The 25,276-nt window shown below is 55.7% G+C and carries 27 protein-coding genes and 1 tRNA gene; 1 reads left to right on the top strand and 27 read right to left on the bottom strand.

Annotated features, from left to right (window positions below; translation table 11 throughout):
• Positions 1-2 precede the first annotated feature (2 nt).
• From nuoE to rlmE, 12 genes are all read right to left on the bottom strand, one after another.
• Positions 3-497 (bottom strand): NADH-quinone oxidoreductase subunit NuoE, encoded by a 495-nt coding sequence (gene nuoE / locus A377_RS0109120; RefSeq protein WP_028485432.1) that lies wholly within the window; start codon positions 495-497, stop codon positions 3-5.
• Positions 494-1,747 carry an NADH-quinone oxidoreductase subunit D gene (locus A377_RS0109115; protein ID WP_019896021.1) on the bottom strand — a complete coding sequence of 418 codons (1,254 nt, stop codon included), beginning with the start codon at positions 1,745-1,747 and terminating at the stop codon, positions 494-496. The genes nuoE and A377_RS0109115 overlap by 4 nt, the downstream gene beginning before the upstream one ends.
• Positions 1,748-1,752: 5 nt before the next feature.
• Complete coding sequence (locus tag A377_RS0109110) at positions 1,753-2,430, bottom strand: NADH-quinone oxidoreductase subunit C (RefSeq protein ID WP_019896020.1); 678 nt, start codon at positions 2,428-2,430, stop codon at positions 1,753-1,755.
• A 20-nt stretch (positions 2,431-2,450) separates the two neighbouring features.
• Positions 2,451-2,927: a NuoB/complex I 20 kDa subunit family protein gene (locus A377_RS0109105; protein ID WP_019896019.1), complete on the bottom strand. Its 477-nt coding sequence runs from the start codon at positions 2,925-2,927 to the stop codon at positions 2,451-2,453.
• Positions 2,918-3,274 carry an NADH-quinone oxidoreductase subunit A gene (ndhC, locus tag A377_RS0109100; RefSeq protein ID WP_019896018.1) on the bottom strand — a complete coding sequence of 119 codons (357 nt, stop codon included), beginning with the start codon at positions 3,272-3,274 and terminating at the stop codon, positions 2,918-2,920. Before ndhC ends, A377_RS0109105 begins: the two co-directional genes overlap by 10 nt.
• 111 nt (positions 3,275-3,385) lie before the next feature.
• Positions 3,386-3,470 (bottom strand) — tRNA-Leu (locus A377_RS0109095).
• 20 nt (positions 3,471-3,490) lie between these two features.
• Entirely contained in the window at positions 3,491-3,808 is a 318-nt protein-coding gene (gene secG, locus A377_RS0109090; RefSeq protein WP_019896017.1) for a preprotein translocase subunit SecG, read from the bottom strand.
• A 2-nt stretch (positions 3,809-3,810) separates the two neighbouring features.
• Complete coding sequence (gene tpiA / locus A377_RS0109085; RefSeq protein ID WP_028485431.1) at positions 3,811-4,578, bottom strand: triose-phosphate isomerase; 768 nt, start codon at positions 4,576-4,578, stop codon at positions 3,811-3,813.
• 70 nt (positions 4,579-4,648) lie between these two features.
• Entirely contained in the window at positions 4,649-6,007 is a 1,359-nt protein-coding gene (glmM, locus tag A377_RS0109080) for a phosphoglucosamine mutase (RefSeq protein WP_019896015.1), read from the bottom strand.
• Between the two features lie 29 nt (positions 6,008-6,036).
• Positions 6,037-6,870, bottom strand: a complete 834-nt coding sequence (gene folP, locus A377_RS0109075) for a dihydropteroate synthase (protein WP_019896014.1) — start codon at positions 6,868-6,870, stop codon at positions 6,037-6,039.
• A 71-nt stretch (positions 6,871-6,941) separates the two neighbouring features.
• Positions 6,942-8,915 (bottom strand): ATP-dependent zinc metalloprotease FtsH, encoded by a 1,974-nt coding sequence (ftsH, locus tag A377_RS0109070; protein ID WP_028485429.1) that lies wholly within the window; start codon positions 8,913-8,915, stop codon positions 6,942-6,944.
• A 214-nt stretch (positions 8,916-9,129) separates the two neighbouring features.
• Entirely contained in the window at positions 9,130-9,753 is a 624-nt protein-coding gene (gene rlmE / locus A377_RS0109065; protein WP_019896011.1) for a 23S rRNA (uridine(2552)-2'-O)-methyltransferase RlmE, read from the bottom strand.
• An 84-nt stretch (positions 9,754-9,837) separates the two neighbouring features.
• Between rlmE and yhbY the strand changes: the two genes are divergently transcribed.
• Positions 9,838-10,167: a ribosome assembly RNA-binding protein YhbY gene (gene yhbY, locus A377_RS0109060; RefSeq protein WP_019896010.1), complete on the top strand. Its 330-nt coding sequence runs from the start codon at positions 9,838-9,840 to the stop codon at positions 10,165-10,167.
• A 210-nt stretch (positions 10,168-10,377) separates the two neighbouring features.
• On the opposite strand, the gene A377_RS0109055 is transcribed toward yhbY, so the two are convergent.
• The 15 genes from A377_RS0109055 to leuC form a co-directional block, all read right to left on the bottom strand.
• Positions 10,378-11,577 carry an O-succinylhomoserine sulfhydrylase gene (locus A377_RS0109055; RefSeq protein ID WP_019896009.1) on the bottom strand — a complete coding sequence of 400 codons (1,200 nt, stop codon included), beginning with the start codon at positions 11,575-11,577 and terminating at the stop codon, positions 10,378-10,380.
• Positions 11,570-13,081 (bottom strand): amidophosphoribosyltransferase, encoded by a 1,512-nt coding sequence (gene purF, locus A377_RS0109050; RefSeq protein WP_028485427.1) that lies wholly within the window; start codon positions 13,079-13,081, stop codon positions 11,570-11,572. The genes A377_RS0109055 and purF overlap by 8 nt, the downstream gene beginning before the upstream one ends.
• Positions 13,082-13,084: 3 nt before the next feature.
• Positions 13,085-13,636 (bottom strand): SPOR domain-containing protein, encoded by a 552-nt coding sequence (locus A377_RS0109045; RefSeq protein ID WP_033422860.1) that lies wholly within the window; start codon positions 13,634-13,636, stop codon positions 13,085-13,087.
• A gap of 4 nt (positions 13,637-13,640) precedes the next feature.
• Positions 13,641-14,960 (bottom strand): bifunctional folylpolyglutamate synthase/dihydrofolate synthase, encoded by a 1,320-nt coding sequence (locus A377_RS0109040; protein WP_028485426.1) that lies wholly within the window; start codon positions 14,958-14,960, stop codon positions 13,641-13,643.
• A 6-nt stretch (positions 14,961-14,966) separates the two neighbouring features.
• Positions 14,967-15,824 (bottom strand): acetyl-CoA carboxylase, carboxyltransferase subunit beta, encoded by an 858-nt coding sequence (gene accD, locus A377_RS0109035; RefSeq protein ID WP_019896005.1) that lies wholly within the window; start codon positions 15,822-15,824, stop codon positions 14,967-14,969.
• A 21-nt stretch (positions 15,825-15,845) separates the two neighbouring features.
• The gene (gene trpA, locus A377_RS0109030; protein WP_019896004.1) at positions 15,846-16,697 is read right to left on the bottom strand and encodes a tryptophan synthase subunit alpha; all 852 of its coding nucleotides are present in this window, start codon (positions 16,695-16,697) and stop codon (positions 15,846-15,848) included.
• A gap of 13 nt (positions 16,698-16,710) precedes the next feature.
• Complete coding sequence (gene trpB, locus A377_RS0109025; RefSeq protein ID WP_019896003.1) at positions 16,711-17,916, bottom strand: tryptophan synthase subunit beta; 1,206 nt, start codon at positions 17,914-17,916, stop codon at positions 16,711-16,713.
• Positions 17,906-18,610 carry a phosphoribosylanthranilate isomerase gene (locus tag A377_RS0109020; RefSeq protein ID WP_019896002.1) on the bottom strand — a complete coding sequence of 235 codons (705 nt, stop codon included), beginning with the start codon at positions 18,608-18,610 and terminating at the stop codon, positions 17,906-17,908. The genes trpB and A377_RS0109020 overlap by 11 nt, the downstream gene beginning before the upstream one ends.
• Positions 18,603-19,406, bottom strand: a complete 804-nt coding sequence (gene truA, locus A377_RS0109015; protein ID WP_019896001.1) for a tRNA pseudouridine(38-40) synthase TruA — start codon at positions 19,404-19,406, stop codon at positions 18,603-18,605. Before truA ends, A377_RS0109020 begins: the two co-directional genes overlap by 8 nt.
• Before the next feature lie 21 nt (positions 19,407-19,427).
• Complete coding sequence (locus A377_RS0109010; RefSeq protein ID WP_028485423.1) at positions 19,428-20,450, bottom strand: aspartate-semialdehyde dehydrogenase; 1,023 nt, start codon at positions 20,448-20,450, stop codon at positions 19,428-19,430.
• Between the two features lie 66 nt (positions 20,451-20,516).
• A complete protein-coding gene (locus tag A377_RS0109005) occupies positions 20,517-20,936 on the bottom strand; it encodes a bactofilin family protein (protein ID WP_019895999.1) in 420 nt (139 codons plus the stop codon).
• An 8-nt stretch (positions 20,937-20,944) separates the two neighbouring features.
• Positions 20,945-21,895 (bottom strand): M23 family metallopeptidase, encoded by a 951-nt coding sequence (locus A377_RS0109000; RefSeq protein ID WP_019895998.1) that lies wholly within the window; start codon positions 21,893-21,895, stop codon positions 20,945-20,947.
• Positions 21,896-21,948: 53 nt separating this feature from the next.
• Entirely contained in the window at positions 21,949-23,028 is a 1,080-nt protein-coding gene (leuB, locus tag A377_RS0108995; RefSeq protein WP_019895997.1) for a 3-isopropylmalate dehydrogenase, read from the bottom strand.
• A gap of 69 nt (positions 23,029-23,097) precedes the next feature.
• Positions 23,098-23,757: a 3-isopropylmalate dehydratase small subunit gene (gene leuD, locus A377_RS0108990; RefSeq protein WP_019895996.1), complete on the bottom strand. Its 660-nt coding sequence runs from the start codon at positions 23,755-23,757 to the stop codon at positions 23,098-23,100.
• Complete coding sequence (leuC, locus tag A377_RS0108985; RefSeq protein ID WP_019895993.1) at positions 23,754-25,196, bottom strand: 3-isopropylmalate dehydratase large subunit; 1,443 nt, start codon at positions 25,194-25,196, stop codon at positions 23,754-23,756. Before leuC ends, leuD begins: the two co-directional genes overlap by 4 nt.
• Between the last annotated feature and the right edge of the window lie 80 nt (positions 25,197-25,276).

The raw sequence follows: 25,276 nt of genomic DNA, 5'->3' as shown, positions 1-25,276 counted from the left end.
TTTTACTCCAAACCATCCAGGATTTCGTCGACGCGTTTTTCGTCCAGATTCTCGTAGTAGTCTTTGCCTAGCATCATCATGGGTGCACCACCGCAGGCACCAAGGCACTCAACGGTTTTGATGGAAAACTTGCCGTCCGCCGTCACTTGTCCGACTTCCACATCCAGCTTCTGCTTCATGTAGTCCAGCAATTCGTCACTGCCACGGAGCATACAGGAAATATTGGTGCAGACGCACAACTTGTGACGACCGACCGGTTGATGTTCGTACATCGAATAAAAGGTGGCCACTTCGTAAACCGCAATCGGGGTCATGCCCAGATAGTCTGCGACTTCGTCCATCAGCGCCGTTGTCAGTTGGCCACCGTTGGCTTCCTGAACAATGCGCAATGCAGCCATCACCGCTGACTGGGGCTGGTCGCTTGGGTAACGTGCCACCCACTTGTCGATGCGGCTCTGGACGTCGCCCTGAATCATTCCTTGACTGGCAGCACTCATCGATCAACCTCCCCGAATACAATGTCCTGAGTTCCAAGAATGGCAACGACGTCGGCGATCATGTGACCTTTTGCCATTTCATCAAGCGCTGCCAAATGGGTGTAGCCAGGCGCACGAATTTTCAAACGATAGGGTTTGTTGGCACCGTCTGAAACCATGTAGATGCCAAACTCGCCTTTGGGGTGTTCCACTGCCGAGTAGGCTTCGCCTTCGGGCACACAGAACCCTTCCGTAAAATGTTTAAAGTGGTGGATCAATGCTTCCATGCTGGTTTTGGCCAGCTCACGACTCGGTGGTGTGACCTTGTGGTTATCGGAAATCACTGGGCCTGGGTGTGTTTTCAGCCAATCAACACACTGCTTGATGATCTTGTTGGACTCACGCATCTCTGCGACCCGCACCAGATAACGATCGTAACAGTCGCCGGTCTTGCCAACCGGCACATCGAATTCCATTCGGTCGTACACTTCGTACGGCTGTTTTTTGCGAAGATCCCAGGCAATCCCGGAACCACGCAGCATCGGACCGGTAAAGCCAAGCTGCAGGGCACGCTCCGGCGACACAATGCCAATATCCACGGTTCGCTGTTTCCATATCCGATTGTCGGTCAGCAGTGTTTCGTATTCATCGACCAGGCCTGGAAAACGTTCGGTAAACGCCTCGATAAAGTCCAGCAAAGAGCCTTCACGCGTTTCATTGAGCTCATCCAGTCTTTTCCCCTGACGCCAGGGAGACTCGTCATACTTGGCCATGGTGTCAGGCAAATCCCGATACACCCCGCCAGGACGATAATAAGTCGCATGCATGCGGGCCCCTGAGACCGCCTCATAGCAGTCCATCAGATCTTCCCTTTCACGGAATGCGTACAAGAACACCGTCATGGCCCCGATGTCGAGGGCATGCGCACCCAACCACATCAAATGGTTCAGAATACGGGTGATTTCGTCGAACATGACCCGGATATACTGCGCCCGTTCCGGCACGTCCAGATCAAGCATTTTTTCAATGGCCATGACGTAGGCATGCTCGTTGGCCATCATCGACACATAGTCCAGACGGTCCATGTAACCGATGGACTGGTTGTAAGGCTTGTATTCGGCCAGCTTTTCGGTGCCACGGTGCAACAACCCGATATGCGGGTCGGATCGGACGATGGTCTCACCGTCCAGTTCCAGAACGAGGCGTAACACCCCGTGCGCAGACGGATGCTGTGGACCAAAATTGAGTGTGTAATTACGAATCTCGGACATAGGGTTTACCCACCTTGTTTTTGCGCCGTTTCGTGGCGGATGACACGTGGCACATTGACACGGTTTTCAATGGTCACAGGCTGATAAACAACGCGCCCTTTTTCTGGATCGTAACGCATTTCAACATGCCCGGTCAGAGGGAAATCTTTTCTCAAAGGGTGCCCGACAAAACCATAATCGGTCAGAATGCGGCGCAAGTCGGGGTGTCCGGCGAAAACGATCCCGTAGAGATCAAACGCCTCACGCTCGAACCAGTCCGCACAACGCCAGACATCCACCACCGAATCCACCTGGGGTGACTGGGTTTTTTCAGCGAAGACCTTGACCCGAACACGTCGATTGTTCGCCACCGACAGCAAGTGATAGACCACGGCAAAACGCCGGGGCATGTCTGCCGCGCCCGTGTCTTCTGCCTCTTCAAAATCAAACACCCCTCGGCTAAAACCGGTCTGAGTCACGCTGGTGGTTTCCCAGTTGGCTTGGCCGTAGGAGAGATAGTCCACCCCACACAGGTCCATCAACTGATCGAATCCCACCTGGTCCCGCAGGGCAAGCATCAGATCGTGGGCATGCTCAGGTACGACTTCAATCGTCAACTCATCAAACTGAATACTGGACGAGCGAACCCATTCAGGGAAAAGTTGCTGCAGTTGCGTTTGAAGATCCAGAACAGACTGCTTCATATCACGTTTCCTTAAGCGCTTCAGCGCGCAATGGTATTGGTGCGCTTGATTTTATTCTGGAGCTGAACGATGCCATAGAGCAGCGCTTCAGCCGTCGGAGGGCAGCCGGGCACATAGATATCGACCGGCACAATGCGATCACACCCGCGCACCACAGAATAGGAATAATGATAATACCCGCCACCATTCGCACAGGACCCCATGGAAATCACCCATCTGGGTTCCGCCATCTGATCGTATACTTTCCGTAATGCCGGAGCCATCTTGTTGACCAGTGTGCCAGCCACAATCATCACATCCGACTGTCTGGGACTGGGACGGAAAATGATACCGAAACGATCAAGGTCGTAGCGGGACGCACCGGCATGCATCATTTCAACCGCACAACAAGCCAGCCCGAAAGTCATTGGCCACAGGGAGCCGGTCCGGGCCCAATTGATGAGTTTGTCTGCAGAGGTGGTGACCACCCCTTCTTTCAGTACGCCTTCTACTCCCACTCCAGCGCTCCCTTTCTCCATTCGTAAATAAAGCCGACGACCAGCAAAGCCAGAAATGCCGCCATGGCCAGCAAGCCAAAGGTACCAATTTCTTCAAGCGCAATGGCCCACGGGAACAAAAAGGCGATTTCCAGATCGAAGATAATAAAAAGAATCGCGACCAGGTAAAAGCGCACGTCGAACTTCATCCGAGAATCTTCAAAGGCTTCAAACCCACATTCATAGGGCGATTGCTTTTCAGAATCGGGGTGACTGGGACCGAGCAGATAACCCAATACAATCGGGCCGATGCCAAACAGCATCCCAAGCACGACAAACACCAAAATCGGCAGATAATTTTCTAGCATCGATCTTCAACCTCGTCTTGTCATTTCACCCGGTCATTGACCTGGCAAAAATACGCTGACATTGCCAGCTTGACATGCTTTTGACGCCACAAAGGCATCAAAAACAAAAAATGGTGCCGATGGCCGGACTCGAACCGGCACAGCTTTCGCCACTACCCCCTCAAGATAGCGTGTCTACCAATTCCACCACATCGGCTGATTTTGAGAAACTGTCATTCAGTTAGGAACCACAGGATCATCAGAATTTTTGGTCGGTTCAGACGGTTCGGCCGTCTTGTCAATCACACTGCCAGACCCCGAGGCTTGTTGTGCGCCCATGTAAGCCAGACTCAAGCTGGTCACAAAGAAAATCACGGCCACCACCGAGGTCACTTTCAACAAAAAGTTGCTGCCACCACCGCCGCCAAAAACGGACTGGGAAGAGCCGCCGCCAAAGTTGGCACCGGCATCTGCGCCCTTGCCGTGCTGCAACAACACCAGCACAATCAAGATAAAGGCAATAAACAAATGAATCGCTAAAACAATATTAAACATGGCTACGCTCCGGCTGCCTGACAAATGGCGATAAAATCCTCTGCTTTCAACGAGGCGCCGCCAATCAATCCGCCATCGATGTCCGGCTGCGCCATCAATTCCTGGGCATTGACCGGTTTCATGCTGCCACCGTACTGAATCACCACTTTCTCGGCGACCTGCGGGTTCGACTTGGCCAGCTGGCCTCGGATAAAGGCATGCACTTCCTGCGCCTGATCCGCACTGGCCGTTTTTCCGGTACCAATCGCCCAGACCGGTTCGTAAGCGATCACAATCTTCGCGAAAGCGTCAATCCCGACCACAGACAAAACGGCTTCCACCTGCTCACTGATCACCGCTTCCAGCTTTCCGGCTTCGCGCTCGGCCAATGTTTCACCGATACACAGGATGGGAGTCAAATCATTTTCCAACGCCGTTTTGACCTTCTCTGCCACCACTTCATTGGTTTCAGCAAACATCGCACGTCGTTCGGAATGCCCCAGAATCACGAATTCACACCCGACATCCTTGAGCATTCGGGCCGAAACTTCACCCGTGAACGCACCCGAATCGGGTTCGGTTGTCATATTCTGTGCGCCCACGGCAATGTTTTCACAGCCGGCATTGCGCAACGCCGTAACCACCTGGTCAATGTACAAAGACGGTGGACAGACAGCGATTTTCGCAGCACCCGCCTGATCAGCCTGCTTGATCAACCCGGCCATAAGCGCTTCCACACTGGCCTTGGAACCATGCATCTTCCAGTTACCTGCTACAAACTTTTGTCTCATTCCGATCGTCTCCAACGCAAAATTCACGCTATATTAGCGGCTAATTTTTCAAATTACAATCTTGACAATTTTAGCTAAATTCAGTTCTGACCACTTCGGCAAGGCTTTTCAGCTGTGGTTCAATCCATTCCACGTCGTCACCTTCCACCATCACCCGGATCAATGGCTCCGTACCGGAAGGCCGAATCAGAATCCGACCACGCGAACCCAGGGCCTGCTGAGCCTGCTCCATGGCGGCGTTCAACGCCTCATTGTCCTTCACTCGCTGTTTCAAATCCGGGCTTGACGCATTCAGACGAACATTCTCCATCAGCTGCGGGTATTTTTTCATCCCGGCTTTCAATCTGGCCAGGGTCTGCCCCATCTGAACCACCACAGACAGGACCTGAAGCGCGGCCACAATGCCGTCACCCGTGCCGATTCGATTCAAACACAGCACATGGCCGGAATTCTCGGCCCCGAACAACCAGCCACGATCGTTCAGTGCCCGCATCACATACCGATCCCCGACCTGGGCCCGGTGAAACGCAATTCCGCGGTCAGTCAACGCCTTCTCCAGACCCAGATTGCTCATCACCGTTCCAACGACGCCCTCAACTTCTGTCTCGGAATAGCTGGCCAGCACATAGAGCAACTCATCTCCATCCACCACCTGGCCCGCATCATCGACCATCATCACCCGATCGCCATCGCCGTCAAACGCAATCCCCAGGTCGGCTTTGCTTTCCAGCACACACGTCTGTAAACGCGCCAGATCGGTTGCCCCGCAGGCCTGGTTAATATTGATGCCATCCGGTTGATCGCCAATGGCCACAACCTGGGCACCCAACTCGCGAAACACGTTCGGAGCAATATGATAGGTGGCCCCATTGGCGCAATCGAGTACCAGCTTCAGCCCATCCAGCTTTTTCGGTGCCCGATAGGTGCTCTTGCAGAACTCAATGTAGCGTCCCGGTGCGTCATCGACGCGCCTGGCCCGACCCAACGCTTCCGAGTCCACCATCACCATGGGCCGATCAAATGCCTGCTCAATGGCCAGTTCCATTTCATCGGAAATTTTCTGACCCGCGTGGTTGAAAAACTTGATCCCATTGTCGTGATGGGGATTGTGCGAAGCGCTGATCACAATTCCGGCACTGGCGTGAAAGGTTTCCGTCAGATACGCAATTGCTGGCGTCGGCATTGGCCCCAGAAGCAGCACATCCACGCCCGCAGCGATCAATCCCGCTTCCAGCGCGGATTCAAACAGATAACCCGACACTCGCGTGTCTTTTCCAATCATGACGCTGGGGCGCTCTGTCTTATCGGCACCCTGCAACACCTGTCCCAGTGCCCAGCCAAGCTTCAAAATCTGATCAGGTCGGATCAGCCCTTGGCCGACCTTGTCCCGAATGCCGTCGGTACCGAAATATTTTTTATCTGATGCCATGCTTTATCCGTTTTCCCAAAAATCGGTTTTCACCACAGAGCCTGCGCGGTCTTCAACCCCTGAACCGTTTCTGCCACATCGTGCACTCGCAGAATCCTGGCCCCCTTCATCATGGCCAGAACGGCGGCCACGACGCTGCCCGTTACCCGGCCCTGAACGTATTCCTGTCCCGTCAAAGCCCCGATCATTCGCTTGCGTGACACCCCCACCAACAAAGGGTAGCCTGCTTCGGCCAAGACGTTCATCTCTCTGAAGAGCCGAACATTGTCGTCCAGCGTTTTACCAAATCCAAACCCCGGGTCCAGAAGGATCTTGTGCGATGCAATCCCCGATTGCTCACAGGCGCGAGCACGCGCCAAAAGAAAGCGAGCCACTTCGTGTTCGACCCCATCAACATAATCCGGGCATTCATGCATGCGCTCGAGACTTCCCGGATGGTGCATCAAGCAGACCGGCACGCCCGATTCGGCGACGACGGAAACCGCTCCCTCTGCCTGCAAAGCATGCACATCGTTAATCAAATCCACCCCTTGCCTGGCGGCTTCCTGCATCACAGCAGGTTTAGTGGTATCCACCGACACCATCGTCGAGGTTTCATCGCGCAGCCATTCCACCACCGGCATCACCCGATCAAGCTCCTCCTGAACACCGACCGCCACCGCCCCGGGGCGCGTCGATTCGCCGCCAACGTCAATCATATCGGCACCCGCCGCCAGCATATTGTCCACGAGACGCTGCAAAGCGTCTTTCTGCTCAAACTGCCCACCGTCAGAAAAAGAATCCGGGGTCACGTTCAAAATCCCCATCACCAGTGGCAGAGAGTGCTTGCTTTGATCAAGCCGATGCAAAAACAGGTCTGACATGAATACGACTCACAAGATTTCAAGACAAAAAAAGCCCATATAAATGGGCTTTTTAAAATACCCGCCGGGCATTAATGCAAGCTGGGCTCACCCTTGCCAGGCACATCGTCCGAAGACTCATCCGACAGATCGGTACGGGTCTTATCCGTACCCGCTTCATCGGAGGTCTCTTTGACCGCTTCCGGGGCGTCGCCATCCGAATCGTTGGAACGCTCCTGCCAGTCTTTCGGTTCACCCGGATCCTGACGCGCCATCAGCTTCTCAATTTGCGCCGCATCAATGGTCTCGTATTTCATCAACGCATCGGCCATGGCATGCAGAATATCACTGTTCTCTTCCAGCAATTTCTGTGAACGCGCGTAATTGCTGTCGATAAAGTGACGGATTTCATCGTCGATTTCTCTGGAAACCTCATCGGAAACATTGGCGTTCCGTGACGAGCCCATCAGCGAGTTGTTTTCTTCTTCTTCGTACATCAAAGGCCCGAGCTTTTCCGACAAGCCCCACTTGGTCACCATGTGCCGGGCGATCTGGGTGGCCCGCATGATGTCGTTACTGGCACCGGTGGTTACCGAATCCTTGCCGAAAATCATTTCCTCGGCAATGCGCCCGCCATACAGGCTCGACAACTGACTTTCCAGTTTGCGCTTGGAATAGCTGTAGGAATCCTCCTCGGGCAGATACATGGTCACACCCAACGCCCGTCCGCGCGGCATGATACTGACCTTGTAAACCGGATCGTGCTCAGGCACCAGATAGCCCACAATGGCGTGGCCGGCTTCATGGTAAGCGGTGAGTTTTTTCTCCTCTTCGCTCATGACCATGCTCCGGCGTTCTACGCCCATCAGAATTTTATCCTTGGCCTTTTCAAAATGCCCCTGCGTCACCAGGCGATCATTGCCACGAGCCGCAAACAATGCGGCTTCGTTGACCAGGTTGGCCAGATCCGCACCGGAAAAACCGGGCGTGCCACGGGCGATCAGCGAAGGGTCCACATCTTCAGACATCGGCACTTTGCGCATATGCACTTTCAGAATCTGTTCACGTCCGCGCACATCCGGCAAACCGACACTGACCTGACGGTCAAAACGTCCGGGACGCAGCAGGGCCGGGTCCAGCACGTCCGCGCGGTTGGTGGCGGCAATCACAATCACGCCTTCATTGCCTTCAAACCCATCCATTTCCACCAGCATCTGGTTCAGAGTCTGCTCACGTTCGTCATTGCCGCCGCCCATGCCGGCCCCGCGACTGCGACCCACGGCATCGATCTCGTCGATGAAAATGATGCAGGGAGAATGCGCCTTGGCCTGCTCGAACATGTCACGCACACGTGACGCCCCGACCCCGACAAACATTTCCACAAAATCCGAACCGGAAATGCTGAAAAAGGGCACTTTGGCTTCACCGGCAATGGCCTTGGCCAGCAGGGTTTTCCCTGTGCCCGGCGGACCGACCATCAGCACACCGCGGGGAATATTGCCCCCCAGATTCTGGTACTTGTCCGGATCACGCAGGAAGTCGACGATCTCACCCACTTCTTCTTTGGCTTCGTCCGCCCCGGCGACGTCGTCCAGTGTGACCTTGACCTGATCGTCGCTGAGCATCTTGGCTTTGCTTTTGCCAAACGACATGGGGCCACCCTTGCCGCCCATGCCACCGCCGCTCATCGAACGCATAAAGAAAATCCAGATGGCGATCAGCAACAGCATCGGGAACCAGGAAATAAAGATTTGCATCAACAGGCTCTGTTTTTCCGGTGGGCGTGCCTGCACCTTGACACGGTTGTCCAGCAGATCGCCCATCAGACCAAAGTCTCCGGGGCTGTAGGTGGTAAAGGCGCGGCCATCAGAAAAAACGCCCTGAATTTTTTCGCCTTCAATCGTCACCTGGCTCACGGCACCGGCCCGAACCTGATCAATAAATTCGGAATAGGCCAGCTGCGATCGCTGACTGACTCCCTGCCCACTGAAATGGTTGAAGATGGACAACATCACGGTTGCCACCACCGTCCAAATCAGAATGTTTTTGAGCATATCGTTCTTCATAGTCTGTTCGGCTCTCCGGTCTTTCCTATGTCGTTGAGTTGGGCCTGGCCGTATTGACCGCCCCGGCGAAAACGCCATCCATTTTTGAAAACAGGTTCCTGAAAACCGTTTTTAATCACTAAACTTTACCACAAAACCCCGGGCTTTTTTTGCCCGGATGCTGAAGAAAACATGCCTTTGAGCGGTCTGGGTGCGCAGATTCACGAAACCCCGCTCAGCCTGACCGTTTGTTTTTGGCCAGCAAATACATTTCCTTGCTGCGGGGCCGCGACGCTTTGGGTTTTCGGGTCATCACTTTCTGGTATTTCTGGCGAAGCTGGGCAAGCAGTGCTTCGTACCCCTCTCCCTGAAACACCTTCATCAACAGATTACCACCTGGCTTGAGTACCTGATCGGCCAGATCCACGCTCAGCTCGACCAGATACATGGCTTTGGGGATGTCTACCTGTTTGTTGCCGCTCATATTCGGCGCCATGTCCGACATCACCAGATCCACTTCCCGACCGTCCAGCGCCGTCATCAAAGCATCGTATACGGCTTCATCCTGAAAATCGCCCTGAATGAAAGTGACCCCGGCAAATGGCTCCACAGGCAACAAATCCAGTGCAAACACCTCTCCCCGTTCACCGATCTGATGGGTGGCCCACTGCGACCAGCCGCCCGGCGCAGCGCCCAGATCCACAACCGTCATTCCCGACTGGAACAACCGATCCTTTTCATCGATTTCCTGCAACTTATAGACGGCGCGAGATCGCCAACCTTCTTGTTTGGCTTTGTTGACATAATGGTCATCAAAATGCTCTTTCAGCCATTTGCTGCTGGATTTACTGCGAGCCATCGTTCTCCCTTCCAATTCTTGAATCCATACGGCTCAGTTGCGTTAGAATGTCGCTTTTATTCACCGATGGATGCACAAAACCTCATGTCTGATACCCTGATCAATCCGGTACAACCCAAACTGAACACCGCGCAGAAAAAATTCCTCAAAGGCATTGCCCACGGTTTGAAACCGGTCGTTATGATCGGCGCCAATGGCCTGACACCCGCGGTTTCCGAGGCGGTGGAAGAAGCACTGAGTCATCACGAGCTGCTCAAAGTCAAAATGGCCGAAGACGACCGTGAGATCCGTCAGGCCATGATCGAGGCACTGACCCGGCAGACCGGCGCTCAAGTCCTCCAGTCCATTGGCAAAATCGTGGTGTTGTTCCGCGTCAACATTGACTCGGAGTTGGCCGCAGAGCTGCCCAAATAGCGCAACCTGTCAAAAGCACCAGGCCTGGCAGCCTGTCAGACTTAAGCCAATCGGCTGCAAAAATCCTGAGCTTGGCCATTTTTTGTCCAATTTTTCGTTAAATAGCGAGGCTATTCGCCTCAAAATTGAACAAAAACTGTCTCAAGTCAGACTTTTTTCGCTTCGATCATTTAAGACAGGCTGCTAGTAAAAACCCATCTCAGCCTGTCTTCAGTCCTGCTGAGATGATCCGATCATGCCCAGCCCTCTGGCCAGATCGGCCTGAATGTCTTCGATGGCTTCCAGTCCCACCGACACCCGCACCAGAGATTCGCTGATGCCACTGGCTTCCCGATCGGCCTGGGACACACGCGCATGCGTGGTGGTCGCCGGATGAGTGATGCTGGTTTTGACATCGCCCAGGTTGGCGGTGATTGAAATCATGCGCGTCTGATCAATCACCGTCCAGGCCGCTTCTCGCCCACCTGCCACTTCAAAGGCGAGCAGACCGCCCGGCCCCGATTGCTGCCGCGCAATCAACGCCCGTTGCGGATGCGAAGCCAGGCCGGGAAAATAAACCTGTTTGACAGCGGGTTGCGCCACCAGCCAATCGGCCAGCGCTTGCGCCTGTTCGCTGTGCGCCTTCATTCTCAAGGCCAGCGTTTCCAGCCCTTTTAAAAACACCCAGGCGTTGAACGGACTCATGGACGGCCCCGCCGTGCGCATGACGCCGCGAATTTTTTCATCCACCAGAGCCGCCGGGCCCACAACCGCGCCACCGACCACGCGCCCCTGACCGTCCAGAAACTTGGTGGCCGAATGCACCACCAGATCGGCCCCCAGCGTCAGTGGTTTCTGCAGTGCCGGGGTACAAAAACAGTTATCCACCACCAACCAGGCCTGGTTCGCACGCGCCAACTCACCCAGCCGGGCAATGTCCGCGATTTCCGACAGGGGATTGGACGGCGTTTCCAGAAACAGCAAACGGGTATTGTCCTGAAGCGCATTCTGCCAGGCGGCATAATCGGTCAGGGGCACATAGGTGACCTCAATACCGAATTTCCGCAGATACTGATCGAACAGCACGCGCGTGGTGCCAAACACACTCTGGGAACAGACCAGATGGTCGCCCGCCTGCAACAAGCCCATCATACTGGCCAATATGGCCGACATGCCCGACGCCGTGGCCACACAGGCTTCGCCCTCTTCCATCGCCGCCAACCGGCGTTCAAACGCCTGCACGGTTGGATTGGTAAAGCGTGAATAAACGTTGCCCGGCTCGTCGCCACTGAAACGATCCGCCGCCTGTTGCGCCGAGTGATAACGAAAACTCGAGGTCGGAAAAATCGCCTCGCTGTTTTCCTGCTCCGCTGTCTGCTGATACCCGGCCCGAATGGCCAACGTGGCCATATCCAACTGCGTTTCATCCATTGTAGATGCCCACCGGTTCACGCCCGACCTGCTTCTGATGGCTTTTGGCCGAATCATTGCGATTCTGGTCCAGCGAATCCAGGTATTCCTGACTGATGTCGCCGGTGACATAACAGCCACTGAAACAGGAAGTGTCAAACTCCGTGATCCGGCGGCTGCCATAGGAAACCGCATCGATCAGATCATCCAGCTTCTGATAAAACAGTCGATCAGCACCGATGTACTCACAAATCTGATTGATTTCACGACCATTGGCAATCAGCTCAGACGGGCTGGGCATGTCAATGCCGTAGACATAGGGATAACGCACGGCCGGCGCGGCCGAGGCAAAATACACATTTTTGGCCCCGGCATCCCGCGCCATCTGCACAATTTCGCCCGAAGTGGTGCCGCGGACAATGGAATCATCCACCAGCAATATGTTTTTCCCCTCAAATTCCAGAGGGACCGGATTGAGCTTCTGACGCACCGATTTTTTGCGTTGTTTCTGTCCGGGCATGATGAAGGTGCGACCGATGTAACGGTTCTTGATAAAGCCTTCGCGGTATGGCTTGCCCAGTCGCTCGGCCAATTGCAGGGCCGAGGTGCGACTGGTATCGGGAATCGGCATCACCACATCAACGTCGTTGTCCGGCCAGTCGTTCATGATCTGCTCGGCCAGTTTCTCGCCCATGCGCAGTCGCGACTTGTAAACCGAAATGTCATCGATCATGGAATCCGGACGGGCGAAGTACACAAACTCAAAAATACAGGGATTGTACTGGGGGTTCTCAGCACATTGCTCAAAATGAATCTCACCGGCTGCGGTGATCACCACCGCTTCCCCCGGCCCCAGATCACGCATCAGCTCGAATCCGGCGGCACTCAACGCCACGCTTTCCGAAGCAATCATGTAGTCGGTGACCCCGTTTTGTCCGCTACGCTTGCCAACCACCACCGGACGCAATGCATGGGGGTCGCGAAAACCGAACAGACCGACCGACGGAATGATCCCAACCGCCGCATAGCCACCTCTGGCCCGTCGATGCACGCCCTTGATCGCATCAAAGATGTCGCTGGGGGAAACCGAGAGCTTCTTTTCGCGCATCAGTTCGTGGGCAAACACATTGAGCAGAATTTCCGAATCGGAATTGGTGTTCAGATGACGCAAATCTTCTTCATAAATTTCTTTGGACAGTTGTTCGGCGTTGGTGATGTTGCCATTGTGCCCCAGGGCGATGCCGTAAGGCGAGTTCACATAAAAAGGCTGCGCTTCGGCACTGGAAGAACTGCCGGCCGTGGGATAACGCACGTGCCCGATGCCCATACGGCCGACCAGATCCCGCATGTGGCGCGTTCGAAACACATCCTTGACCATGCCGTTGTCTTTGCGCTGGTACAAACGGCCCCGATCGCACGTCACAATGCCGGCCGCATCCTGTCCACGATGTTGCAGAACCGTCAGAGCATCATAAAGTTCTTGATTGACCGGGTTCTCTGAAACCATTCCCACTATGCCGCACATATCTTACTCACTCCCGTTTGAGACCTTTTTTTCCGGCTGAATTTCAACCAACTGCGATTCAATGTCCAACATTTGGTCGAGCTTTTTCTGATCTTTTTCTGCCTGTTCCCGGCTTTGATAGGGACCGGAACGAACCGAATAATAATCCGATTCGGGAAAATGCTTGATGAAGACCTGATAATCGTATTCCAACTCGCCTGCCAGCTTGCGGGCACGTTCCTGCGACCGATAAGCCACCAGCCGCAGAATCCACTGGGCCGACGACGCTTGCGCCTGCCCCCCCTCTTCCGCGGATTGGGCAGACCGGTTCGAATCGGCTCCCGCCGCTTTATCTGAACGGCCTTCGGGCAAGGTGTGCGCCACCGGGTGCCGGGTTTTGCCTGTGTCGGCCTCGGCTTTTACCGGCCAGGGGGCCTGCGGATCGAACGCCACCGGATTGGCATACCACTGGGGCACGATCAGCACCAGCAGGCCCAGCCACAGAATGGCACCGACCAGTCGATTCTTAAAGGCTTCCTGCTCCAGGTTGTCATCGTTTGACGAAGGGTGCGTCATGGCTTCAGCCCTCATCCATTGTTTGGGAATTCGTTGCTTTCAGGGCCGTCAAAGCCTCGGCCACTGTGTAGAAGGAACCGCAAATCAATGCCTCATCGGTCCCGTCCCGGTGAAACGACTCGGCCTTTTCCAGGGCCTGAGTCATTGAGTCGGTCAAATAAATGGTTTCGCCGGCAACGCCCGCCTGTTGCAGTGCCTCGGCCAATGCGTGAGGTTCAAGGGCGCGCGCCACCGACAAAGGCGGCAGCACCCACCGGGCAACCCGCCCTTGCAAGGGCGCAATCATGCCGGCGACGTCCTTGTCTGCCATCACCGCAAACACACAAACCTGCCCGGTTTTCGGCAGCGCCTGTGCCAGGGCACCAGCGGCCTGAGGATTGTGCGCCACATCCAGCAACCAATGGCCGCGTTCGGTTTGCAATCGCTGCATCCGCCCCGGATGCTGCGTGGCCTGCAAACCTTTTGCCATCTGGTCGCGACTCACAGGAAAACGCTCACCAAGCCAATCAACCAAAGCCAGAACCCCGCTGGCATTGTCGCGCTGGTAACGCCCGGCCAAAGGCAGCGTTGGCATGGCCACCGCCCCGGCTTGGCCCTGACCATCCGGCAAAAACCACCAGGCCTGGTCATTTTTGCCATCGGCCTCGTCACGCCAGTCAAAATCCTGACCCAAACGGCGCAAAGGCGTTCCCAAGGCATTCGCCTGTGCCAAGACCGATGCCGGCGCAGCTCGATCAGAACAGACACAAGGGCGACCGGGGCGCATGACCCCGGCTTTTTCCCGACCGATGTTTTCACGGTCGTCGCCAAGCCATTCCTGATGATCCACATCGATGGCGGTGATCAGGCAGGCATCGGCATCCACCAGATTGACCGCGTCCAATCGACCGCCCAGCCCGACTTCCAGAATCACCAGATCCAGAGAGTGCTGCGAAAACACCCATAAAGCGGCCAGCGTCGCTACCTCAAAATAAGTTAAACGGGTGTCACCCGCCGCGTGATCAATCGCCTCAAAGGCGGCGATGATTTCCGCGTCTCCGGCTGGCTGGGCCTGAATCTGAATCCGCTCGTTGAACCGATGCAAATGGGGCGAAGTATAGGTCCCGACCGCATACCCCGCCGCCCGGTAAATCGCTGCCAGCATCGCCACACTGGAGCCTTTGCCGTTGGTTCCGGCCACCGTGATCACCAGAGGTTCGGGGGCCGCCAGACCCAGCGTCTCCGCCACCGACCTGACCCGCTCAACCCCAAGATCGATGTCATCGGGGTGGCGCTGCAAAAGCGTCGCCAACCAGTTTTCCAATGATGGTTCGTTTGCTGACATTCCGGGTCAGGCAGCCGGTTTCTTCATCAGCATCCGGCAAATATCCGACAACTCAGACGCCAGTTCATGACGGTGAATGATCCGGTCAATGGCCCCGTGTTCAAGCAGAAATTCCGAGCGCTGAAAGCCTTCCGGCAAGGTTTCGCGCACGGTTTGTTCGATCACTCTGGGGCCGGCAAAGCCGATCAGCGCCTTGGGTTCGGCCACATTGAGGTCCCCCAGCATCGCAAAGCTGGCCGAGACACCGCCCATGGTCGGGTCGGTCAATACCGAAATAAACGGCAAGCGCTTGGCGCGAAGCCGCCCCAGAGCGGCGCTGGTTTTGGCCATCTGCATCAGCGAAAACAGGGCTTCCTGCATCCGGGCGCCGCCACTGGCCGAAAACACGATCAGCGGACATTCTTTTTCAATGGCGGTATTGACGGCGCGCACGAATTTCTCGCCCATCACCGAGCCCATCGAACCGCCCATAAACCGAAATTCAAACGCGCCGGCCACCACATCCAGTCCCTGAATCTGACCGGACATGGTCACAAAGCTGTCTTTTTCGCCGGTGTTTTTCTGAGCTTGGGACAAGCGGCTTTTGTAGGATTTGATGTCCTTGAATTTCAAAGCATCCACGGGCGTCACTTCGCCATGAATCTCCAGAGGCGAGCCTTCGTCCAGAAAGGTTTCCAGGCGGCGTCTGGCCCCCATGCGCATATGATGCTCACACTTGGGACACACATCCTGATTGCGGATCACTTCGGCCCGGTACAGAGTGCTGTCACATTTCGGGCACTTGGTCCAAAGCCCCTCGGGCACGTTTTTCTTGCGCTCTCTTACCTGTTTGATGCTCGGCAGTATTTTTTCAAACCAGCTCATTGTGGGGTCCCCCTTCGCAATTCATTCGAGTGTTTCGCCCGCATCCGCCTGATCAATGGCCACACGGAAGCTTCGCAATTTGTCTGTCAAACGAGCCTGAACGGAGGGTAGGTCGGCCTGACCCTGATCGCTCAAGGTTTCAATTTCCTTGACCAGTGCCGAACCGATGATCACCGCATCCCCCAGTTTGGCCATGGCGTACGCGGTTTTGGCGTCGCGAATGCCAAAGCCGATGGCCACAGGCATTTGTGTCTGTGAACGCAAGGCTTCGACATGACTGGCCACATCGGCTTCATTCAACTGGCCGGAACCGGTCACCCCTTTCAGGGAAACATAATACACAAAACCGCTGCCCTGCTCATTGACCGCTGCCAGACGGCTTTGCGGCGTGGTGGGCGACACCAGAAAAATCAGATCCATCGCCGCCTTTTTCAATGCTGGCAGGTAATATTCGGTTTCTTCCGGCGGCATGTCCACAGTCAGGACCGCATCCACGCCCGCCGTTTGCGCCTGCCGGGCGAAAGTGTCCACCCCCATGGCTTCAATGGGATTCAAGTACCCCATCAGAATCACAGGGGTTTTCGTGTCGGTTTGCCGAAATTCGGTCACCATCTGCAACACCTGTTTCAGGCTGACCTGATGGCTCAGCGCCCGCTCGACCGCTTTTTGAATCACCGGGCCATCCGCCATCGGATCGGAAAACGGCACCCCCAATTCCAGCATGTCGGCACCGGTTTCGACCAGACTGTGCATCAAGGTCACGGTCATACCGGGTTCCGGATCGCCAGCGGTAATATAAGGAATCAGAGCCGTTCTGTTCTGGGTGTGCAGGTGCGCCAGCGTGTTGGCAATGCGCTGTGAAGACTGGTTCATGGGATCACTCACGTTAAAATTCAAATCCTTCGATGGCGGCGATGGTATTCATGTCTTTGTCCCCTCGCCCTGAAAGGTTGACGATAATGGATTGTTCCGGCGTCATTTCGACCGCCATTTTTGCGGCATGGGCCAAAGCGTGGCTGGTTTCCAGCGCCGGAATGATGCCCTCAAAGCGGGTCAGATCACGACAGCCCTGCATGGCTTCGTCATCCTCAATGGCCACATACTCCACCCGGCCAATGTCCTTGAGCCAGGCATGTTCCGGCCCCACGCCCGGGTAATCCAGTCCGGCGGAAATCGAATGGGTGCCCAGAATCTGGCCGTTTTCGTCTTCCATGATGTAGGTGCGGTTGCCATGCAACACCCCCGGCTTGCCCTGACACAGAGGCGCGGCATGCTGGCCGGAGGCCAGGCCATGCCCACCGGCCTCCACGCCCACCAGCTTCACCGAGTCGTCCGCCAGAAAATCGTGAAAAATGCCAATGGCATTGGAACCGCCGCCCACACAGGCCACCACCGCGTCCGGCAGGCGGTTTTCCTTCTCCAGATGCTGGCGTTTGGCCTCGCGCCCCATGATCGCCTGAAAATCACGCACCATCATCGGGTAGGGATGTGGACCTGAGACTGTGCCGATGATGTAAAAAGTGTCGTCCACATTGGTCACCCAGTCGCGCATGGCTTCGTTCAACGCATCTTTCAACGTTCGGGTGCCCGACTCCACCGGCACCACTTTGGCCCCCAGCATGCGCATACGGGCCACATTCGGAGCCTGACGCTTGACATCCTCGGCCCCCATATAGACCACACACTCCAGTCCCAATCGTGCGGCCACGGTAGCACTGGCCACACCATGCTGACCGGCACCTGTCTCGGCGATGATGCGGGTTTTGCCCAGTTTTTTCGCCAGCAACGCCTGGCCGATGGTGTTGTTGATTTTATGGGCACCGGTGTGATTGAGGTCTTCGCGCTTGAGGTAGATTTTTGCGCCACCCAGAGCATCAGACCAGCGTTCGGCCAAATACAGCGGCGTCGGACGTCCGACGTAATCCTGATAATCGCGGGTCAATGCCTCGACAAATGCCGGATCGTTTTTCAGTGACTGGTACTGCTCGGTCAATTCCGACAAGGCGCTCATCAATGTCTCAGGGGCAAACACCCCGCCATAGACACCGAAATGCCCTTTGTCGTCGGGAAATTTTGCATAATCAATGGTCATAGTCGTTCCTGTTTTTTGAATCCGTTGCCGCCTGCACAAATGCCTGCATGGCCTGAGCGTCCTTTTGTCCCGGCGCACTTTCCACCCCGCCACTGACGTCCACCGCCCAGGGCTGTACGGTACCAATCGCCCGGGACACATTGTTGTCGTTCAATCCGCCCGCCAGAATGATGGGTTTGTCCAGCGCCGACAAAGCGTCGGGGGTCACCCACTGCCAGTTAAAACGTTCGCCCGTACCGCCGGGAAGGCCTTTGACATAGGTGTCCAGCAACAGTCCCCGACTTTTGGGATAGGCCTTGGCCAGGGCACACAAATCGGTCTGAGCCTGCATGCGAACCGCTTTGATATAGGGCCGGGCAAATTGCTCACAAAACGCCGCCGGTTCATCGCCATGAAACTGCAACAGGTCCAAGGGCACCTGTTCAAGCGTGCGTGCCACCTCCTCAGTCGAGGCATTCACAAACAGCCCCACCGTGGTCACAAAAGGCGGCAATGCCGCCTGGATGCGCGCAGCGGTTTTTGCAGACACCGCCCGGGGGCTCTTTTGATAAAACACCAGGCCAATCGCATCAGCTCCTGCCTGCGCTGCGGCCAACGCATCCGCCACCCTTGTGATCCCACAAATTTTCACTCTGGGGCGCAAAGGAGGTGCCACAGTCTGGTCACGGCCCTGTTCCAGCGTTCGTTCAACCATGTGAGCACTCCCAAAGTCGCGCATCCAACGACATTTGTGGAATCGACCATTCCGGCGGATAAAACGCATTGATAAAGTACAGGCCGCTGGCCGGTGCCGTTTTGCCCGCACGTGTGCGATCCTGCAACGCCAGCAATTCGCCGACCCACGAAACCGGCCTTTCCGCCCGGCCGATTTCCATCAAGGTCCCCACAAGGTTTCGCACCATGTGGTGCAAAAACGCATTGGCTCGAACGTCAATCAACACAAAATCGTCCTGACGAGTCACAGTGACCGCTTGCACCTCTCTGCGCGCATGGTTGGCCTGACAACCGGCGGCGCGAAAGGAAGAAAAGTCCTGTTCGCCCACCAACGATTGTGCCGCCTGATGCATCGCCTGTTCATTCAAAGGGGTTCGCTCCCAGGTTACCTGGTCGGCCAGATGCGCCGACGCCACCGGACGATTCAAAATCACATAGCGATAAGACCGGGCCATGGCACTGAAGCGGGCGTGAAACGGTGGTGCCACCGCTTGCGCCCAGACCACCCGAATATCAGAGGGCAAACGGGTGTTCACCCCCTGTACCCAGGCTTTGGCCGGTCGATCGGCATGGGTGTCAAAATGCGCAACCTGCCCCAACGCATGCACGCCGGTGTCGGTTCGGCCGGCACAGTGCAACTCCACCGTCTCATCGGCAATAAACGCCAGCGCCTCAGCCAGTGCGCCCTGAACCGAGTCACAATGCGGCTGATACTGCCAGCCGCAATAGTGGGTCCCGGCGTACTCCACGCCCAGAGCAATGCGATGTGGCGGCAACAGAATGGCGATTTTCTCCGATTACAAATGCTTTTGAATCAGAAGCTCGGCAATCTGCACCGTGTTGGTGGCCGCGCCTTTGCGGACATTGTCCGCCACCACCCAGAGGTTCAGGCCGTTGTCGCAGGTAATGTCTTCACGCACACGCCCCACATACACCGGATCGGTGTCGGCCGCATCGGTCACAGCCGTCGGATAACCACCGTCCACGTGGGTGTCCATCAGCACAATGCCCTCGGTTTTTTCAAACAGGTCTTTGGCTTCCTGGGCGGTGATTTTTTTCTTGGTTTCAATGTGAATCGCTTCGCTGTGGCCGAAAAAGACCGGCACCCGTACCGCCGTGGGATTGACCAGCACGGTTTCGTCTTCCAGAATTTTCTTGGTTTCCCACACCATTTTCATTTCTTCTTTGGTGTAGCCATTGTCCTGAAACACATCGATTTGAGGAATGCAGTTAAAGGCAATCTGTTTGGGGTAGACTTCCGTCTTCACCGGCTGCAGATTTAGAATGTCTCGTGTCTGCCCGGCCAACTCTTCGATCGCTTCCTTGCCGGAACCGGAAACGGCCTGGTAGGTTGCCACGTTGATGCGTTTGATCCCCACTGCTTCGTAGATCGGCTTGATCGCCACCATCATCTGAATGGTGGAACAGTTGGGGTTGGCAATGATGTTGCGCTGCGTGTAGCCGGCGACCGCATCCGGGTTCACTTCGGGCACAATCAGCGGCACGTCCTTGTCATAACGAAACTCGGAAGTATTGTCCACCACAACGCATCCGGCCGCCGCCGCTTTGGGCGCGTATTCACGGGACACACTGCCACCGGGGGAAAACAGACCGATCTGCACCTTGGAAAAGTCAAACGTTGCCAGATCCTGAATTTCGACCCAGCTGCCATTGAATTCGATTTTTTTTCCGGCTGAGCGGCTGCTGGCCAGCGGATAAAGGTTGCGAACCGGGAAGTCACGCTCTTCGAGAACTTTCAGGATGGTTTCGCCTACGGCACCGGTCGCGCCGACCACGGCAATGTCATACTGTTTTGTCATCATTCAAACCTTTTCTTTGGATAAATTTGTGTGTCATGCGATATTTGTCAATACAATGACCAGGGCTTAATTGGAAGCTTCCTGCAAAACTTCTTCCGAAGCCGTCTGGCTCTGCTGTTTTTTGTGCTCAACCACTTTCTTGGCTTCCAGCACTTCGTCTGTGGGCTCATAGAAGGTTTTTTCTTCCGCCTCTGGGAAGCTCACAATCAAACCGCCTTCGGTCAATTCACGGCTCTCGCCAATGAACTTACCGCCGGATTCGATCATCATTTCACCACAGACCACTTCGCCCATCAGCTTGCCGGAAGACAGAATGTCCACAGTTTCGCAGACCACCTTGCCTTCCAGCACGCCACTGACCACAATGTTTCTGGCCCGGACCAGTCCGCTGACCGTGCCCTGATCACCGATTGAGATTTCGTGCTCTGTCTCGACAATGCCGTCGATTTCGCCATCAATGTGCAGCGCCCCTTCCAGGTCACGCACTTCGCCCTTCAGTTTACATCCCGCAGCGATAATTGTTTTTCCACCCGCTGGACGCGACCCTGAATGATTTGACTTAAAGATCCCCATGGAACACCTTCCACTTCATTAAAAATTTCATTGTAATTTTTCAAATCCCACTGAACAAACGCGGTCGGATTCAGCTTGCGTTGCACAAACGACACCTCGTAGTGCAGATGTGGCCCGGACGACAGTCCGGTGGAACCGATAAAACCGATTTCCTGACCCTGGCGGATTACCTGCCCGGTTTTCACCTTCAGCCGACTCATGTGACCGTACAAGGTCTTGAAGCCGTGGTCGTGCGACAGAATCACCAAGTTACCATAGCCGCTCTTTTTATGGTAGCCAGCGTATTCGACCACCCCACTGGCGGTGGCAATGACCGGGTCCTTTTCATCTCCCCGGTAATCGATACCACTATGATACTCTCGCGTGCCCTTGACCGGATGACGTCGCCAGCCAAAACTGCTGCTGACGCCCTTGAAATTTTTAACCGGGCGGCCACTGGGCAGGTCTTCGAGCAACAACTGCTTTTCCAGCGTGGTCAATTGCGCCAGTTTCACCCGATCGGTCACCAGCGCGTCTTCTTCCGGCTGCACACCGATCAGGTCTTCCAGACCCTGCAGGGTCTGATCCAGAAACTGAACCTGTTTGCTCTTGTTGTCCAGCTGGGATTGAATCGCCCGTTTCTCTTTCTGCAAATTCTGGTAAGCACTGCGGCTTTTTTCCAAAACCGTCTGGTATTCGGTCTGCGCCTGCTGGCGTTTGTCTTCAATTACCCGAATTTCCTGATTCAACCACCAGATGGTCAAAGCGGCCGCGGCAAACATCAACACAATGAAAAACACCACCAGAATCGCAAACTTTCGCACAAACTGTTTGAACGAAAAATGCCGTGATCCGTGAACGTCACTGATCGTAATGGTAAAGTGGTTTTTCATAATCGCTCTGTCTGTCCCGGCCTAAAAAACAACCAGGCCTGGTTAAAAAGGGATCAGGCCCTCAGCGCCTCGACCACGGCATCGCCCATTTCCCGGGTTCCGACAACCTGGTCGCCTTCTCCGGCAATGTCGCCCGTGCGCAGCCCCTGATCCAGAACCTGACTGACGGCTTGCTCAATCTTGTCCGCCAATTCCGGCCGCCCCAGACTGAAACGCAGCATCATCGCAGCGGAAAGAATGGTCGCCAGCGGATTGGCTTTGTTCTGTCCGGCAATGTCCGGCGCAGAACCGTGACTGGGTTCGTACATGCCTTTGTTGTTCACATCCAGCGAAGCCGACGCCAGCATGCCGATAGAACCGGTCAGCATCGAAGCCTCGTCCGACAGAATGTCCCCGAACATGTTGCCCGTGACCATCACATCAAACTGTTTCGGATTGAGCACCAACTGCATCGCCGCGTTGTCCACGTACATGTGCGAGACTTCCACATCGGGGTAATCGCCCGCCATGTCGTCGACAATTTCTCGCCACAACTCGGTCACTTCCAACACATTGGCTTTGTCCACCGAACAGAGTTTTTTGTTGCGTTTCTGCGCGGCTTCGAAAGCCACCTTGGCAATCCGGCGAATTTCCGATTCCGAATACACATAGGTGTTATAGCCCTGACGCTCACCGTTGTCGAGTGTCCGTACCCCTCGTGGCTGGCCAAAATAAATGCCGCCGGTCAGTTCGCGCACAATCAGAATGTCCAGCCCGGCCACCACTTCGGGTTTCAAGGTGGAGGCCGAAGCCAACTGGGGATACAGATAGGCCGGACGCAGATTGGCAAACAGTCCCAACTCGGAACGCAATGTCAGCAGGCCTTTTTCCGGGCGCACAGAAATGTCCAGCGACTCCCACTGATAACCGCCCACCGCGCCAAGCAGAATCGCGTCGGACTGTCTGGCTTTGTCCAGAGTCGCGTCGGCCAATGGTTTGCCGTGCGCCTCATAGGCCGCACCGCCAACCAGGTCCTCGATCAACTCAATTTCCAGCGCATCCGACTGTTTGAGCGCTTCCAATACCTTGACCGCCTCAGCGGTAATTTCAGGCCCGATACCATCGCCGGGCAACACCAAAACCTGTTGTGTCATGGAACATCCTGTTTTTTTATTGTTTCATCACCGACCGGCGACCGGTCGATGCCATCCAATCACGTTCAATCAAACCGACGCGTTGTCTGCAAACAGCCAGGGCGCACGCTGGCGGTAATCCGCTTCAAACGCCTTGATCTCATCACTTTGCTGCAACGTCAGCGCAATGTCGTCCAATCCGTTCAGCAGGCAATGCTTGCGAAAGCTGTCCACATCAAACGCGATCGTTGTGCCATCCGGCTGGACCAGTTGCTGGTTTTCCAGATCCACGGTCAGCGAATAGCCTTCCTGGGCATACACCGCCTGAAACAGCTGTTCGACCGTTTCCGCCGGCAAGACAATCGGCAGAATGCCGTTTTTAAAACTGTTGTTGAAAAAGATGTCGGCAAAGCTCGGGGCGACAATGACGTCAAAGCCATAATCCTTCAAAGCCCAGGGCGCATGCTCGCGACTGGAGCCACAGCCGAAGTTTTCCCGGGCCAGCAGCAATCTGGCACCCTGATAACGCGGCTGATTGAGCACAAAATCCTTTTTCAGCGGACGCTGGCTATTGTCCACGCCCGGCTGCCCCACGTCTTCGTAGCGCCATTCGTCAAACAGATTGGGACCGAACCCGGTGCGCTTGATCGACTTCAGAAACTGCTTGGGGATGATCGCATCCGTATCGACATTGGCCCGGTCCATGGGCGCGACCAGCGCATCAAATTTCGTAAACTTCTGCAAACTCATGCACTTGCCTCCTGCATCATTGTGCGCACATCCACAAAGCGCCCTGCCACCGCGGCCGCGGCCGCCATTTCCGGGCTGACCAGGTGGGTGCGTCCGCCTGCGCCCTGACGGCCTTCAAAATTCCGGTTGGAGGTGGAAGCGCAATGCTTGCCGGCGGGAAGCTTGTCGGCGTTCATGGCCAGACACATGGAGCAACCCGGGTTGCGCCATTCAAAACCGGCATCCAGAAAAATCCGGTCCAGCCCCTCGGCTTCGGCCTGTTGTTTGACCAGGCCTGATCCGGGCACCACCATGGCCAACTCTACCGAGTCGGCCACTTTCCGCCCCTTGACCACTTCTGCCGCCGCGCGCAAATCTTCGATTCGGGAATTGGTACAGGAACCGATGAAAATGTAATCCACGCCGATATCCACAAACGGCGTGCCCGGCGTCAACCCCATGTACTGCAATGCATGGCGAATGCTTTCGGCCTTGACCGAATCGGCCTGCTTGTCCGGATCGGGCACACAACCGTTAATCGGTCCGACCATTTCCGGCGACGTGCCCCAAGAGACCTGTGGTTCGATGGCGCTGCCATCGATCTCCACCACCTTGTCAAACACCGCGCCTTCGTCCGACACCAGCGACTGCCAGGATTCGACCGCCTGCTCCCAGAGCTCGCCTTTGGGCGCATAAGGCCGACCTTTGACATACTCGATGGTTTTGTCATCCACGGCCACCAGCCCAACGCGGGCACCAGCTTCAATGGCCATATTGCAGACGGTCATGCGACCCTCTACCGTCATGTCGCGAAACACCTGACCGCCAAACTCGATCGCATAGCCGTTTCCGCCGGCGGTGCCGATCTGACCGATGACGGCCAGAATCACATCCTTGGGGGTCACGCCCGGCGCCAACTGCCCGTCAACCTTGACCAGCATGTTTTTCATTTTTTTCTGAATCAGGCATTGCGTGGCCAGCACATGCTCCACTTCCGAGGTGCCCACACCATGCGCCAGCGCGCCCAGTGCGCCATGTGTCGCCGTATGCGAGTCGCCGCAGACCAGCGTCATGCCAGGCAAGGTAATCCCCTCTTCCGGACCGACCACATGCACAATGCCCTGACGCGGATCGCCCATTGGGAATTCGAGAATGCCGAACTCCGCGGCATTCCTGTCCAGCGTTTGCACCTGAATCCGTGAAACCGGGTCCACAATCGAAGACACGCCGCCTTCCAGTGAGGTGGTCGGCACATTGTGATCACATGTCGCCACATTGGCGTCCACCCGCCAGGGCTTGCGCCCGGCCAGCCGCAGGCCTTCAAACGCCTGGGGCGAGGTCACTTCATGCAGAAGCTGACGGTCAATGTAAATCAACGCCGTGCCATCTGCGTCCTCTCGAATCCGGTGTGATTGCCACAATTTGTCATAAAGGGTTTGTGGCGTGGTCGTTTCTGTCATGCGCTGTTTTCTCCGGCCATGATTTGAACTGATCGATCCTTGAATCAGGCGAGCGATTTTTAAGCTCGAGCCTGTTAAAA

The organism is Hydrogenovibrio halophilus DSM 15072 (genome assembly GCF_000384235.1).
Taxonomy (GTDB): domain Bacteria; phylum Pseudomonadota; class Gammaproteobacteria; order Thiomicrospirales; family Thiomicrospiraceae; genus Hydrogenovibrio; species Hydrogenovibrio halophilus.
Note: the sequence above shows the minus strand (reverse complement) of the source record. Positions and strands in the feature narration are given on the sequence as shown.